The following is a 15,368-nucleotide window of genomic DNA, read 5'->3' as shown; positions in this document are numbered from 1 at the left end:
CATATTCGGCGCAACATTATGTCGCCAACATTAAGGCCACATGAACAGCCCCGCCGCACCTACAGCATGGAGGCACGCTTTAGAAAATGAAATCCGCGTCGACCAGATCAGACACGGTAAGCCCCGTCAGCAGCACACTGTCGCCGCCACCCAGATCAATCAGCACACCGTCTGCGGTGTCGGTCGCCGCTGCCAATACACTCTCAGCATCAGTAAATTCGCTTACGGTCCAGGATAAAGCCAACGCATCTTCACTAACAGAGAAGCCTTCCACGGTGTCATTCCCGCTGCCGGCACTGAACCGCAGAATGTCGGACCCGGCACCTGGCCGCAACACGTCATCTCCCTCGTTACCGATTAGCGTATCATCGCCCGCGCCGCCATAGAGCGTATCGTTATTTTGGCCACCCCTGACAGAATCATTACCGGTACCGCCATAGAGTTCGTCGTTGCCAAGGTCACCTCTAACGAGATCATCACCGGAGCCCGCGAAGATAAGATCATCGCCACCATCGCCTGACAGGACATCGGCGCCTTCCTTGCCAGCAAAGAGTATGTCATTCCCATCGCCTCCCTGCAGCCAGTCATCACCCAAGCCGCCACCCATGGTATCGGCATCGGCGCCGCCAAGAAGTGTATCATCGCCGGCTCCACCCCAGGCCTGGTTAGGTGACAGGTCATCGTCATCCGGATTGTCGTGGCGGGACGGCCTCCCTGCTGAAATGGCGTCATTGCCTTCGCCACCGAACAGAATATCGCTGCCTGCCCCACCGCTCAGTGTATCATCCCCTGCACCGCCGCCGATAATGTCATCGCCTGCGCCACCATCCATTTGGTCGCCACTATCGTCATCCGCACCAGCCCACAGGCTGTCATTTCCATCACCACCCGACATGCCGTCAACACCCGCACCGCCCCTGATATAGTCGTTGCCATCGCCACCTCGCAAGGCCTGGCCACCATCACCCCCCAAAAGACGGTCATCGCCTGCGCCACCGTTTACGTTGGCGTGGATTCCGGATGCATTAACCCTGTCGTCGCCATCACCGGTATTCACTTCCACGTTTTCGTGCGTGATGGTCACAGTATCATCACCGCCGTAGGTGAAAATGGCTTCGTCATCCGCACGGCTGAAAAGCGTGTCCGCGGCGTCGCTGGTGCCGTGCATCACCCGACTGTTCAGCTCGCGCACATCACCATAGCCGCTCAGCGAAAGTTCGCCGCCATTGAATACAAGCGTTTCAACCTTGCCAGGATGATCGTAATATTGGTCGATGATATTCACGACGCCCAGAAGCACGCCTTCCTCGTCATGTACCCTGATGATCAGGTCTTCTTCCTCGTCATCGACAAAAACAAGCTGATCCAGGCTGGAAACGAAGGCCGAAAGGTCCAGCACATCCTGTCCGTCATGGCCTCCCAGGCGGCCATCCCAAATTGTTGTCGCGAACACTTCACCGGTCAGCAGGTCATCATCCCAGGCAATTTCATAGATGTCGTCACCGTCACCACCATAAAGTCCGATGCCGTCTCCTTGAATAATGAACGTGTCATTACCGGCCAGGGCGCTGATATACTGACCGACATTGACACCAATCCGAATGGTGTCATTGCCACTTGTGGCGCCATGATTGAACATGCCGTTCATCTCAGCCGCCGACAATCCAGCCGGCAACGCATAGACGCCATCACCAAGCCGGAGATATTCTACTTCCCCGGTGTAAGCGCCATCAGTCGCTTCATCGATCTCGGCCTTTCCAACAAAAACGCCATTGTCGTCATAAACCAGGAGCTCCAGTCCCCCGTCCTCCCAGCCAAAGACAATGTTGCTGATGCTGGCGGCATTGGCGCTGAGGTCGATCGTATCATCCCCGCTGTAGACTTCCCCATCAGAGCTATCTTCTGCAACGGAAACAGGGTCACCATCGATCGTGGTGCCCGCCACATCAATCACGTAAACATCCGCGCCGTCACGGCCATAGAGGCTGTCGCCTGCACCACCAACCAGCGTGTCGTCGCCGTCGGTCCCCCGAATTACACTCATAAACTCTCCATGAGTCGAATCTTAGCCACTGCGTAGCTACTGTCTCAGAATATAAAATCCGCGCCTGCAAGGTCGGCCACGGTAAGCCCGGTCAGCAACACACTGTCGCCGCCACCAAGGTCAATCAGCAAACCGCCTCCGGTGTCGGTCGCCGCGGCCTCCACGCTGGCCAGGTCGGTGAAATCGGTTGTGGTCGCTGACAGGTCGAGCGTGTCCTCACCCATGGTGAAGCCATCCACCTGATCAGCGCCACCTCCAGCGCCAAATACCAGAAGATCAAGGCCGCCGCCGGGCCTGATCGTATCGTCGCCCTGGCCACCGCTGAGCGTATCATTGCCCGCGCCGCCATAGAGCGTATCCTTACCTGTACCGCCAGCCACATCATCGTCACCGGCACCACCATAAAGCTCGTCCGCACCAGCACCGCCACTGACCACATCGTTTTCCGACCCACCAAAGATAATGTCGTTACCGGCCTCGCCAAAAAGCCTGTCAGCGCCAGTCCTGCCAGCATAGATCCGGTCATTGCCGCCACCGCCGCGGATGATGTCGTCATCATCGCCGCCGCCCAGCGCATCGTTGCCGCCAGCGCCATAAATCAGGTCATTGCCAGACCCGGACCAAAGCTGGTTCGCCGATGTTTCCGTGCTGTTTTTGGACGCGCCGCCGATAAGCGTATCATCGCCGCTGCCGCCAAAGCCAATATCAGAGCCCAGGCTTCCCACGATCACGTCATTCCCTGCGCCGCCGCCGATGGTGTCATCCCCGCTGCCGCCGTTCATCTGGTCGTCGCCTTCGTCACCGGCACCGGCCCATAAGGCGTCATCGCCACCGCCGCCCAGAAGTGTATCGTCGCCAGCCCCGCCCGAAAGGGTATCAGCGCCTGTGCCGCCGTCCAGACTGTCGGGGCCGACACCGCCCCTGAGCAAGTCCTGACCTGCACCACCTTCAGCCTTGCCATAATACCCGGAACCTTCATCACCACGGGAATGAATTCGGATAACGTCGTCCCCATCGCCACCGGTTACACGGGCATCTGGACGCCAGACATCGATCGTGTCATTACCTGAGCCACCATCAATAGGCACCCCGGAATAAGTCCGCGCGTCCACTTCGTGGAGCCGGATCACATCGTTGTCATCGCCCCCACGCAGGTAAGCCCCGAAACCGTTATATGCCGATTCCAATGTGTCATTACCCGCTTCGCCCTCTTGCCGATAGGGGCCTATAATCAAATCGTTCCCGTCACCGCCCCAACTTTGTAACCCACCGGAAAGCGTGTCATCACCGTCGCCGCCCCACATTCGGACAGTTGTGCCGCTTACATGAAGCAGAAGGTCATTCCCTTCCTCACCCCAAAGTTCCACGTCGCGTGCATCGGCCACCAGCGTGTCATTGCCTTCACCGCCATAGAGGTCGCCAAAATCCCACTGGGTGGTGACATGGTCATCGCCGCCAAGGGTCTGCAGCTTGCCGTGCTCGCTGGTGATAACGGCAACGTCGTCCCCCTGCGTCATGTTGAAACCGTAAATACTGGCCAGTTCGAGTTTGTCTGTGGCGACCGTCAGGTCCAGGTCAACCTCACCCAGGCGAAGCGTTTCAAACAGGGCCTCGCCATCATCGCTATATTGCCACCGAAGGGTTACAGTGCCGATAACCGCATCAACACTATCGACAATATGGATAATAACATTGCCGCCATCCTTCCAATCGAAGCGCAGCTGGTCCAGGCTGTCGACCATAAAGGACAGGTCAACGATGTCGGTGCCACCTTCGTCGCCATACCTGTGGTCCCAGACCGTGACGGACGGCGCCTCTTCCCAGGCCTGCAGCGTCCACTGGATCTGGAACAGGTCGTCCCCGACACCGCCAACCGCATAGACACCATCAACGTTGCCCACCTGCAGGGTGTCATCGCCGTCGCCTGCAAAAGCATCGATGCCATTGGCCTCAACAATGATCAGGTCGTCGCCGTCCTGCGCCTTGAGGATATCCCCATCATTGTTGCCAACCAGCGTGTCATCGCCGAATGTCCCGAGAATTTCCGTCATATTTCCCCCAATGGCCCGGCACTCGGGCATACGCGTCTAGAAGCCCAAGCCTTCTACCGCAGCGCCGAACAGCCCGTCAACTTAAACGTTCGTGACACACGATCCCCACCAGGCACAAAAAAAGACGCCGCTGGATGCGGCGCCGAGGTTGCTCTAGAGGGAATGGAGTAATGCTTCTTGGGAGGCCTAAAAAATCACGTCCATAAAGTTGAGGTCATAGCTGGTTACGCCCTCAAGGAAGATGCTGTCTGTAGCCGTGGTCTCGATCAACAGGCCATATTCGCCGTCCACCCAGGTCTCGAAGCTATAATAGTCAAGATCGCCGAAATTCTGGATGTCCCAGACGCCGGTCAGAACCAGCGTGTCTTCCCAGATATCGAAGTCGGTGATGGTGTCGTCGCCCTGGCCGTCCTTGAAATAGAAATAGTCTTCGCCGAATCCGCCGGTGAGCACATCGTTGCCCGCACCGCCGAAGATGTCATCGTCGCCGTCATCGCCCCAGATGGTGTCCCGGCCGCTGCCACCGTATATTTCGTCATTGCCGCTATTGCCTGCGATCACATCATCGCCAGACCCGCCGAAGATCACATCACTGCCCGCGCCGCCGAAAATATCGTCATACCCCGAGGAGCCATAAATCCAGTCCACACCGTCTCCGCCATAGACAAGGTCATCGCCGTCGCTTGCATAGATGTCATCGTCACCAGAACCGCCATCGATAGTGTCATTGCCCCAGCCGCCAAAGATGATATCCCTGCCACCCGCGCCGAAGATGTCGTCATCGCCAGAGCCGCCACCAATGATGTCGTTGGCATTGCCGCCCACAGCCACATCGTTGCCGCTGCCGGCCCAGATAACATTGTCTGGATAGTCATAGGGATAGATGGCGATAAAGGCGTCAGCAGAGACCTCTTCACCATAGTCATACCAGCCGTTGTCATTGACCGCGCCATCGTCCCAACCGCCGCCGATAAGGGTATCGTCGCCCGCGCCGCCGATAAGGGTGTCTGCGCCTTCTGCTGTGGGGCCGTCATAATCAACCGGGGCGAAGAAGGTCTTGTCGCCATACCAGTCGATATGCTGTGTGTAGCCATCGGAAAAGCCGCCGCCTACGATAAAGTCATTGCCGTAGCCGCCGATCAGATAATCGTCGCCGGAGCCGCCCACCATGAAGTCGTCGCCGTCACCGCCGCGGAAAAAGCTGTCGATGCCGGAGCCGTCAAATACATAGTCGCCGTTAATCTCATTCACGAAGGTCATGCTATGTCCCCACTGGTTGCTGTCGTGGATTTCGCTTTGTTATGACCCCGTTATGCAGGAACGGCCCTGAACCGAAAATGAATGGCGCCTTCAGGAAAAGGCGAGACCATCAAAATTAAAGGCACAGGCGGTTTCCCGCATGTGCCTTTTGTTTGCTTAGCTGTCGCGATCCGGTCTTTCCCTTTAAACGCAGAAGAATGCGGAAAGGTTCACAGGGCCCGCAAAAAAGTGTCAGCGGCGCTTTGGCTTCCGCTCATCCGGCGTGCCAATAAAGCGATCGACATCCAGGATGCGCTCAAGCTCATTCACCAGGCCTTCAAGCTGCGCGCGCTCCTTGATGCCGCGGCAACCGGTATACCATTCCAGGTTTTTGGACATTGCCGCCGATTTCAGTTCGATCTTCACTGTCGGGTGGTCCGTCGCCCAGGGCTGGCAGGTATTGCGGGTATAGGCATCGTCAAAATCGGCAAAACCGCGCATTTCAAGCATGCTCAACACCTCAAGGAAGCGGCCAGCGCTGTATGTTTCGCTGTGCTGGCCCTGCAGCTTGGTAAAGCGACCGCCATGATAGGTAACCCGGCCATCGCCCTGGAGCGTGATGTCATAAACTGGGCAGGCGCCAAAGCACGCCGTACGGCTGAGCGTGATATAATCGAATGGGCTGATGTCGCGCGCGGGCGCCGTATCACCGGAACCAGCCTCGGTGCAGGACGCCAGCGCCAATGCCGCGATCACCAGTGTAAAAAGCTTTTTCATAAGCCACCCTTTCCTGCCCTTAACTGCGCTTTCCTCAGTTGTCATGCTTGTCCTTTTTCAGGATCGGATGCAAGGCATGAATGAAGGCTGAACGGAGTAATGGGCATGTTAACCGTTTCGTGATACCTTGCCGGCAAAGATTGTTCAGCGCACCAGCGAAAGCCAAAAGCATTCAGGCCGATCATGCAGGACGACACCAAAAAGACATCACCAATAACGGAAAAGACGAGCACGGCTGAAATTGCTATGCCCGACGTGGGCGGCGCCCGCATCCTTGTTGTGGAAGACAACCCGGTAATGGGCCAGATCATCGAAAAACTTCTGGCTGCTTTTTCCGTGCAGCACGACCGCGTGTGCGACGGCCTGCAAGCGATTGAGGCTGCGCGCGAGCACGACTATGCCCTGATATTAATGGACATCCTGATGCCCAAGATGGGCGGCGTGCGGGCGACGAAAGAAATCAGGAAGCTGAGCCCGCACTATAAAAATCTTCCCATCATTGCCGTCACAGCAAAGGTTTCGGAACGCGACATCGATCAGTATCTGAGCGAAGGCATGAGCGGGGTGGTGAAGAAGCCGATCAACCGGTTAAACCTCGCCACCGTCATGAAAGAGCATCTGGGCATTTCTGAGCAGCAGGAAAACGCAGGCACGGATGACAGTGAAGAGACTTTCTATCAAGGCGATGAGCTTGATATCCTGAACTGGGAGACACTCAATGAATATCGGGCGATCCTGAAAGACAAGTTCAAGCATTTCCTCAAAGACTATCTGGTGGCGGGGCCGGACCTTCTGGCAGCCGTGGGTCAGGCGATCGAGGCGGGAGATGCGGAAGGCGTGCAGTTCCACGCCCACAAGTTCAAATCCACCAGCCAGGTATTTGGCGCCGAAGCGGTTTCCGACCTGGCCGCAAAGCTGGAGATCATGGGAAAGAAGGGCGATATCGCTGGAGCGCTGCCCACGTTCCATGAGCTTCATATCGCCTTTGAACGCGCCCAGCACGCGCTCAGGAAAAAGCTGGTGTTGCTGCAGAATATGTAGGCTGCGCGAGTCTGTATCGCTAAAATTGTACCGTTAACTTTTTGGTTAGGAATGTTCGGCATAAAAATGCCAGGCAAAGAAAAGGCAGAACCGCTGCCGCAAATTCAGGCAATGTTTTAAGTAACCAGAGACGTGAATTTGCAGGAGCAATTTCAAAATGCGTGATACCGCGCTGATGCCTGAAAAAAGCCGCCCTTCCAGCCAGGAAGCCTCAGTAACTCGCCATGCCCTTGTTGTGGATGATATGCCAGTTATGGCAAAGATCCTGGGCCGTGCCCTTGATGAAATGGGCATCACCTATGACCATGTCATGAACGGCGAAGAGGCTGTCACGGCCTTTGAAGCTGGCCGGTACGACATGGTTTTCATGGATATCATGATGCCAAAGATGAACGGCGTCGAGGCCACGAAACGGCTGCGTGCGCTTGAGTCTGAAGCCAACAGATCTCCGCTGCCGATCATCGCGGTCACCACCAAAATGTCAGGCCCAGAAAACAGCGTTTATCTTGGTGCAGGCATGACCGACTGTATCAAGAAACCGGTGGATAGGGTAAGCCTTGAAGTGTTGGTGAAGCGCCACTTGACGGGCGAAGAAGCGGATGTGGATATCAGTGACCAATATGACGCCATCTATGACGAGATGGAGGTCGTTAACTGGGATACCTTTCCGGGAGTATGGCGAGCTTCTGAAGGGCTGAACGAGCTGTATTTCGACCTGCACATTGCCTTTGAACACACACGGCAGGCTCTGCAGAAAAAATTGATCATTCTGAAAAACTTCTAACCACCGCAGGGTTAACGAATATTAAGCATTCTCGCTAAGGCTTTGTTCATATCTTTGGTGGTACTTTTACAACCATAATAAAAATATCACCACAGCCTGCCGGGTGGGGATTAACCCGTATTTAGAGTGATTGGCGTCCTCTGGTCTTGACGGCCACCCCACCCCGTTCTTTTCCTCGAATCTGTTCATGGTATGTTCACTTTCTTGTTGTTAATTTCCCTCAAAGATTGATAGCGTAGCAGCGCGTTGGTCGCAGTTAGGGGGAATCACGTGCGAGCGAAATTGATAGGACTGATCCTTGGGGCTTTTTGCTTTTGCAGCACCGCTGTCGCGGACACGCCGGAAAATCAGCCCCCGGAAGTTTGGGGCGCCTATCAGGCTGGGCCTTCACTTTATAAAATGTTGATCGAGCACATTCAGGCGATGCCTGACTTCGAATTGATGGAAACATTGATAGAGAACAGTCGCCGTGTGGAAGCAACCAACCCCGCAGGCCCACAAGGCGACAAATTGATCATTTCCAAGTCCTGGGAATTGGGCGGCGACCATATCAAGACAATCGACCCACCGATACTCGGCCCTGTGCAACTGCTTCCGCACGAACTCTATGAGCCGGAAGGGCTGAAGGCCGCCATTGAGAAAATCATGGCGCAAGATGACATGAAAGCACGTCTCGCCGAAGGCAGCGCCGACACGCTGGTAGAAATTTTCATGAAGGGGCCGGAAGAAGGTCGCAAGGTTGCGGAAAGCCTGCGTGCCGGGCGCATCCCGCATCCGCTTGGCAAAACCTATGCGCTCGAATGGCTGCTGAAGGTGGCGCTCCGCTCAAGCGACGTTTCGTATGCAGAGACAGCAATCGCCTGGATGCTAGACCCATCCTATCGCGACGCGCGAGCCAAAGAGGGGCCGCTCAACACCAGTCGCGAGGAAGAATTGCTACGCGCCCAAAAGGCTTTGGTCCTGCTGCAAGGCCAAGAAGGCGTAAAGCGGCGGGACCTTCTTTATTGCCTTTTGAAACAGAACGACACCCACCCCAACCAGAAAGCGCTTGACGAGCTTCAATATATCACCCTGTACCGTATGGCACAGTGGGGTGAAGCCTACCCGGAAGCAGACTTTGAAAAGATCAGCGACAAGTTGGGCTTCTGGATGCGGCAGGTGGTGAAGCTCAAATATATGGCTGATGACACACCGGTCCTGGCAGGAGACCTGCCGCGCCAGGACATCAATCTCTATCGCTGTCCTTTCCTGACAGCCGAGAGCTTCCGGTAGGAAATTAGCCCATGAGGTACTGCCAATAGGCGGGCGGCAGTTTCAATGCTGCTGCGCCTCTTCCTTCAGATATTCAAAGCGCGCGAAATAATATTCCTTCAAGAGAACCTGCCTCCAAACGTCGGGCAATGTCGCTGCCTCGGGCGGTGTTTTGCAGCCGTTTGCCCGAAAGCCCAGCAGCAAGGTCCGTGTTTCTTTCACCTCTGCGTCAAAGTCGGCGAAGGCATTATAGAATGCGATCCAGAGCCGTAGCTTTTCCTCCTCCAGTCTCGGGATATCGGCAACCCGAAGCTTGGTAACCTCAACGCTCCGCCAGAAAACTTCATTCGTATCTTTGGCCAGCTTCGCCACATCAAGAATGCGGGCCAGCCGCGCAGTGGTTTTTGCACCAACCTCTTCGGCAGCCTCAGCGACTACCCCCAAACCGTCCCTTGACCCCAAAAGGTCAAGTGCAGCTTCATTAGCGCCCTTGCCGTTCTTAATATCGCTAAAGAATTTGGCGAGGTCCCCGGCAGGTACGTTTCCGGCGGCCTGGACCAAATTCCGGGCATCGAGCTGACGGGCCGTCAGGGACAGCCCCGCTTTTTCCCAATAGGCTTCGTTAAACTGCTGCGCTATGGAAATCAGCGCCTCCAAACGATTCACATGCCGCGCCATCAAGCTACGCCAACTGCTCTTCAGGTTTTGACACGCTCCTTCCCGGGCGAGAATTTTGGCCTCAATCTGCCGCCCCTCGGCACCAAAACATTGAGTCAGGGTCTTGCGTGTCTCGACATCCAGGGTTTCATGAAAGGCTGCTGCCGATAAGGCATTACTACACTGCTTTAACACCCGGTTCGATGGCCGCCTTTTTAGCCCCACCAATTCCAACTCTTCCTGTATTGCTTCCCTGGACCGGGCCAAGATTGGCCATGTTGCACGTGTGACAAACACCAATGCAGTCCGGGATGAAGCCTTCCATTCCTGAACAAGGAGATTCTCAATCGTCCGTTTCTGTATGGCTGGCGTCATATTCACCAGACGCCCGGTGTCCGGATCAAGGAACTGACCCCGGGTGAACGCAAGGCGCACCCGAAAGCTGCCATCAGGTGTCGTATCCACATCCGCAATATCCAGCCCGAATTTGCGCGCGAAATCCCACCTATTGATACTTCGCAGCAGGTCTGCCGTCTGCTTGTGCGGCAGGGGGTGTTGGCCCTCCTTCCAGGTAAGCACCTTTGCTGCCGTGTTATCCAGATAAGCAATATTGCTTGATCGCCATACTTTCAGCGCCTTGAAACGGTCTGGTAGCGCATTATTCAGCGCAACAATGCCCTTGCCATTGGGGAGGAGCAAGCTTCCCTCCTCCGGAGCATGCTTCGCCAGAAATCGCGCCAGAGCGCGAAAGAACTGATCATTCTGACGCACCCCAATCTTGCCGTTAAAATCTGTGCCACTCGAAACCGTGAGCGCTGCCTGCACAAGCGTCACATCAGGCACACTATTCTTGCCGCCTCGGCCAACAGAACCGCTAATCCTGATCATCTTCTTTACCCACGCCACTTCTCGCGGCTGACGCCCTTCAGCTTTTCAACCGTGCGCAAGCCGCCAAGCCCCAGCATGGACAGAAGCACCGTCACCAACGTCTCTGACCCCGAAAGCGTGGGCGGGGCGGGCATGTCGGGAAAGAAGGCAAGGCGAAGCCACGCCAGAATATCCGCGCCCATGAAATGCCACGCCAGCGCAAGCCCACACACCCAGCCAATGACTATAGCGAAACGCCGAATAGGGTGCAAGCTATTTTTTACGATTTTCGTAATTTTTAGCCAAGAGCTACCAGAGCCCAAACATCCGCACTATTCAGCCTTGATCTCAGCCCCACTCACGTCAAACCGCTTGATGCCGGTGCGCTTGCCCGTGTCGTCATAAATGAACCGCACTTCATGCGCACCACTGCCGTCCATACCCGGTGTGCCGTCCAGCTTGAAGTAGCGCTGCCCGGCGCGCTGGCCAGATGGCAGGTAGCTGCGTTCAATCACTGGCATGTCACCGAACGGTTCGCCGGTTTCCGTTTTCACGTCCACCCGGTGCGGGCGGCCGAAACGGTCAAAATTGCTGTAGCGGATATCTGCAAAGCCAGAGGGGAAATTCTTCGGCTTGCCATCTGCGTCAAACACCTGCTCAGACAGGAAGTTGCCCTGCGCGTCAAAATGGAAGCGCACCTCGGCAAAGCCGTTTTCGCCGTTCATCAGCGTGCCATCCGGCGCCTGGTTCTGGCGGTAGGTGGCGAAGTCATTGCCGTCGAAGGCGAAGAAGGCCATGGGAAAACCGTTATGTTCCGCAACCTGCTCGCCAGCCGCATCGAAGCGGATCTCATGCACCCGACGACCTTTGCGGTCCCGCGTGACCATCAGCTTGGCATAGCCGCCCACGTTCACCGGCTGGCCGTCCGGCCCCAGCGTGATCTTGGTGGTCCAATAGCCATGGCCCGTGCATACATAGCGCACTTCCCAAACGCCGTTTGAATTCACCACGCGCTCACCCGCTGCGTTTTCGAACCATTCGGTAATCAGCGTATCCGTTTTACGCCGCACCAAGGCATGGGCGCCATAGTCGCCATGCGGGCTGGGTTTGCCGCCGTGAAAGAAGGTTACCTTTTCAAGGTAGCCGTTTTCATAATCAAGGAAATAGCTGTCCATCACCCGCGCTTCCTCATCCGTCAGCGGATAGACGGGGCGGGGGGCGCGCTCGGTGTGGTCACGGTTCCAGTGAAGGTAATAACCGTCCTCCGCAGGCGCCTGAGACGCGTGCGCAACTGGCGCCAGTACAAATGCCAGCGCGATCAATAGTCCTCGCATAATCATCCCTAATCTTTTTGTCGGGTTTTGGCGGACTAAAGCCGAAATGCGGGATGCGCTCAAGTCAAAAACGCGTCAGGGGCGGGCTTCTAAACGAAAGGCAGACGGAAACCCGCCTGCCTCCCGATATGCTCTGGCATGTTTCCCTTAGAAGAACTGAACCGGGCCGCCTGCCTGCTGGCGGTATTTCAGCACCGACACCGGCAGTTCCACGCCGGGGGCGGCGCTTGCAAAACGGATCAGCGCATCAAAGAAAGACACTGTCACGTCGCTCGCGACATAATTGCCGCCGTAGGTTGGGTTGTTCCAGGGCGTCAGGCCTTTGGTATAAAGCGCGACCTTGGCCGCCAGCTGGTCCTTCGTCAGGCCTTTGGTGGTCACGATCTGGCCCAGGGCGCCGAAGGCGTTCGCCAGCTTGCCGGGCATCTCCTGCAGGTTCTGGAAGGTCTTGACCACCTGCGCGGCGTTCGCGGGGCTGGCGGAGATATCATTGGCCATATCCTGAATCTGGAAGAAGCCGGCGTTCAGGAACTTGTTCACCTGCTGCTCTGGCTGCAGCGCGGTTTCCCAATCGGCCCCGAACAACTGGCCCATGTAGGCGCGCAGATATTTATGGTTCGCCAGCAGCGCCTTGGCCGCGCAGTCCACAGCGACTGCATACTGGGCGTTCATGGCCGTGCAGAAGGCATCCGCGCTGGATTGATCGAACGACAGCAGCACCTCGAACTCCTCGCCTGGGCCATTCGCCTTGCCGTAATCAATCATGGCTTGCGCGCGATCCTGAGGGACAAGCTTGATGCCCACAAGACGGGTCAGATAGCTTTGCATCTCTGCCGCCGTGATCTCACCCTTCTCCGCGTCGCCGCCCTCCATGGAGGTCAGAGTGAACTTCATACCGTCAGTGTTTTCATCTGCCGCGCGGTCCATCGCGTAAGTGGACGCCGCGCTGATATCGAAAGTGCGGGTACCCCACCAACTTTTCTTCACCCGCGTGACATCGGCTGTGGCCACCATCTGGATACCGGACGGCAGGCGCACCACGGAAACACCCGACTGGGCGGTGAGCGCGCTGTTGAAATCCATATTCAGGAAACCAATGGCCGCCGTGTCTGTGCGGGTGTGCTGCCACAGGCCTTTGAGCGACCCTTCAAGGAAGGTCACCCCGTCTGGCAGCGTGGCCATGCTTGGGTTCAGCCAGCCACGGACCGTGGCGTGCGGCCGGGCCAGAAGCGCATTATATTCCACCGCCGCGCCCGCAAGCGTATTGGTGCCGTCTGCCGCCGTGGGACTGAACTGGAACTTGCCAAGCCCGGTCACGAGCGACTTGTTCTCTGTCTGCCGCGCGATGGAGATGGCCAGCAGCTCGGAAGAATCGTCAGAGATATAGTCCGTCACCTTCTGCAGCTGGCCGCGGATATCTTCAATCACGCCCAGAACCTTGTCGGCGAAATTGTTGATGTCCTTCAAATGCAGCAGCTTGGCGATTTCCGCCTGCACCTTGGTGTCCAGGCTATTGAGGGCGCCAGTCACCTTGGAGATCAGCTCCTGCTGCGCTTCGGTGACCGCAGTGTCCACCTTTGATAGCTGGTCGTTGATTTCCGTCCCCGCGCGGGAGACCAGCTCTGTCTTGATCTGCTCTGCAAGGGCTGCCAGGTCCTTGTTCTGGCCAAGCGGCGTGCTCTTGAAAAGCCCGAGCACGTCATCGGCCTTGTCGCCGATGAAAGTGCCGATGTCGGTGCCGATGTCGCTCACGGTCCAGCCCTCGGGCTTGCCCAGAAGCTTGCCCAGAAGCGTGTTGAAATCCGTGTCCGCCGCCAGCTTGGCCAGGATGGTCTTTTCAATATATTGGCCGGGCAGAAGGGTATTGAGCTTGTCTTCAAGGGCGAGCCCCTTGTTGACCACAGCCTCAACCTCGTCCAGGCCCTTGCCCACATCGCCAAGACCGTTGCGGATTTCCGTCAACACACCCTGGCCAAGCGCGGCAATACCCACAGACAGGCCGAAGGTGAAGCCTGCTGTCTTGACGCTGCTTTCTTCCGAATTCAGCTCCACGATCAGCGAGGCACCTTCGCGCGTCACACCCAGGGTAACCTGCTTGGCATTCACCAGGCTGGCGCTGATGCCGAACTTCACATTGCCCACTTTAAAGGGAATGGTGGCCGCAATGTTGCCCGCCGCAGACATATCGACACCACGCTCAAGCGTGATGGTCTCAAGCGACACATAGCCGTCAGAAAGCCCTATGGCGCTGCGCGTGGCCTCAAAGTCGGTCACATCGAAGCCGATCTGGGTCAGCCCCGCCGTCATGGCCAAAAGCATGGGCACCGCCGCGTCATTGGCGGCATCCACCTTGAAGCCGAAATCAACCGATTCCATGTAGGAAAACTTGGCCGACGCCCCAAGGCTGAAGACCGAAAAACTGGCCTGCGCTTCCGCGCCCACGCCGATACGGCCCTGTGCTGTCAGGTGGAAGCTGGTGCCGGGGATGCTATCGGGTGCCGCGGGTGTGTCTGCGGCGTCAACCACAAAGGCCATGCTGGCCGAGGCGCTCATGTCCAGCGCGAAGGTGGCGAGCTTGACAGTAGCCGGCAGCTCTTTTGAAAAGTTCCCCACATTCCATTCGAACGTGCGTGCTTCAAGGCTGCCTTCCGCCACCACGCGCACGGGCTTGAACTTGTCTGTGATGTTCTGGATATCCGCCAGCGGTTTTGCGAATTCCTGCTCTGCCTTGTCTGTGAGTTCAGAGCCAATGGTGGCTTCAAGCTTGGCCTTGATGGCCGCCGCGTCGCCAGAGATGGCAGTAACGCCGGAGGAGACAGCCTTGACCACGTCAAACAGCGGTTCGGCCGCCACGCCCACAGCGGGGGCCAGCTTGCCCGCGATCAGCCAGGGGTTGCCGTATGATTTCTGCCAGACCTCAGTTGGTGCGGCGGCGGGGGCGGTTCCTTGTTCATCTGGCGGGGTCATGATTTCAGCTCCTGGATGATTGCACGGCGAGGCCGCCCATAGGCGGGCGGCCATTTGAACGCATTACCTCTATTGAATGGCAGGTGCCGGAACCCGGCAAAACGGAACTGCAAGAGACGGCGGAACGCCAAAAGCCCCCGCCAAAACCCTATGTGAAACCCGCCCCCAACGGCCTGGCTGGCGCCCAAACAAAGGCGGCGCACCAAGCTGTTCCTGGGTTGTTATATTACCATTTTTACTAGCACAAAATGCCCAAAAAGTCGAGCGTCATTGGTGTGCCGGCACCGGCCAATGGTTGTATTTTCCTGTTGCCAAAAATGTTACTTTATATCTAAAGTTCGCGTATCGGGGACGGG

General features: G+C 56.9%; 11 protein-coding genes. 3 read left to right on the top strand and 8 right to left on the bottom strand.

Annotated features, from left to right (window positions below; genetic code table 11):
• Positions 1–79: 79 nt before the first annotated feature.
• The 4 genes from ACFO5Q_RS04950 to ACFO5Q_RS04935 form a co-directional block, all read right to left on the bottom strand.
• A complete protein-coding gene (locus tag ACFO5Q_RS04950; protein ID WP_068149836.1) occupies positions 80–2,044 on the bottom strand; it encodes a calcium-binding protein in 1,965 nt (654 codons plus the stop codon).
• A 44-nt stretch (positions 2,045–2,088) separates the two neighbouring features.
• Positions 2,089–4,095 carry a calcium-binding protein gene (locus ACFO5Q_RS04945; RefSeq protein ID WP_068149838.1) on the bottom strand — a complete coding sequence of 669 codons (2,007 nt, stop codon included), beginning with the start codon at positions 4,093–4,095 and terminating at the stop codon, positions 2,089–2,091.
• A 186-nt stretch (positions 4,096–4,281) separates the two neighbouring features.
• Entirely contained in the window at positions 4,282–5,355 is a 1,074-nt protein-coding gene (locus ACFO5Q_RS04940) for a calcium-binding protein (RefSeq protein ID WP_068149841.1), read from the bottom strand.
• 231 nt (positions 5,356–5,586) lie between these two features.
• Positions 5,587–6,111, bottom strand: coding sequence for a DUF6438 domain-containing protein (locus ACFO5Q_RS04935; protein ID WP_156431997.1), 525 nt, complete (start codon positions 6,109–6,111; stop codon positions 5,587–5,589).
• A gap of 183 nt (positions 6,112–6,294) precedes the next feature.
• Between ACFO5Q_RS04935 and ACFO5Q_RS04930 the strand changes: the two genes are divergently transcribed.
• The 3 genes from ACFO5Q_RS04930 (at position 6,295) to ACFO5Q_RS04920 (ending at position 9,208) form a co-directional block, all read left to right on the top strand.
• Positions 6,295–7,152, top strand: a complete 858-nt coding sequence (locus ACFO5Q_RS04930; protein WP_068149847.1) for a response regulator — start codon at positions 6,295–6,297, stop codon at positions 7,150–7,152.
• A gap of 157 nt (positions 7,153–7,309) precedes the next feature.
• A complete protein-coding gene (locus tag ACFO5Q_RS04925; RefSeq protein WP_068149849.1) occupies positions 7,310–7,936 on the top strand; it encodes a response regulator in 627 nt (208 codons plus the stop codon).
• Positions 7,937–8,206: 270 nt separating this feature from the next.
• Complete coding sequence (locus tag ACFO5Q_RS04920; protein ID WP_068149853.1) at positions 8,207–9,208, top strand: hypothetical protein; 1,002 nt, start codon at positions 8,207–8,209, stop codon at positions 9,206–9,208.
• 42 nt (positions 9,209–9,250) lie between these two features.
• On the opposite strand, the gene ACFO5Q_RS04915 is transcribed toward ACFO5Q_RS04920, so the two are convergent.
• From ACFO5Q_RS04915 to ACFO5Q_RS04900, 4 genes are all read right to left on the bottom strand, one after another.
• Positions 9,251–10,732 (bottom strand): hypothetical protein, encoded by a 1,482-nt coding sequence (locus ACFO5Q_RS04915; protein ID WP_068149857.1) that lies wholly within the window; start codon positions 10,730–10,732, stop codon positions 9,251–9,253.
• 5 nt (positions 10,733–10,737) lie between these two features.
• On the bottom strand, positions 10,738–10,914 hold the full coding sequence (locus ACFO5Q_RS04910; protein ID WP_156431998.1) for a hypothetical protein: 177 nt from the start codon (positions 10,912–10,914) through the stop codon (positions 10,738–10,740).
• 129 nt (positions 10,915–11,043) lie between these two features.
• Positions 11,044–12,045 (bottom strand): hypothetical protein, encoded by a 1,002-nt coding sequence (locus tag ACFO5Q_RS04905; protein ID WP_156431999.1) that lies wholly within the window; start codon positions 12,043–12,045, stop codon positions 11,044–11,046.
• 147 nt (positions 12,046–12,192) lie between these two features.
• Positions 12,193–15,012 (bottom strand): hypothetical protein, encoded by a 2,820-nt coding sequence (locus tag ACFO5Q_RS04900; RefSeq protein ID WP_068149863.1) that lies wholly within the window; start codon positions 15,010–15,012, stop codon positions 12,193–12,195.
• Positions 15,013–15,368 lie beyond the last annotated feature (356 nt).

The sequence above is a fragment of the Kordiimonas lipolytica genome (genome assembly GCF_042651265.1).
In the GTDB taxonomy this organism is placed as follows: Bacteria; Pseudomonadota; Alphaproteobacteria; order Sphingomonadales; family Kordiimonadaceae; genus Kordiimonas; species Kordiimonas lipolytica.
This window is presented reverse-complemented; position numbering and strand designations above follow the sequence as displayed.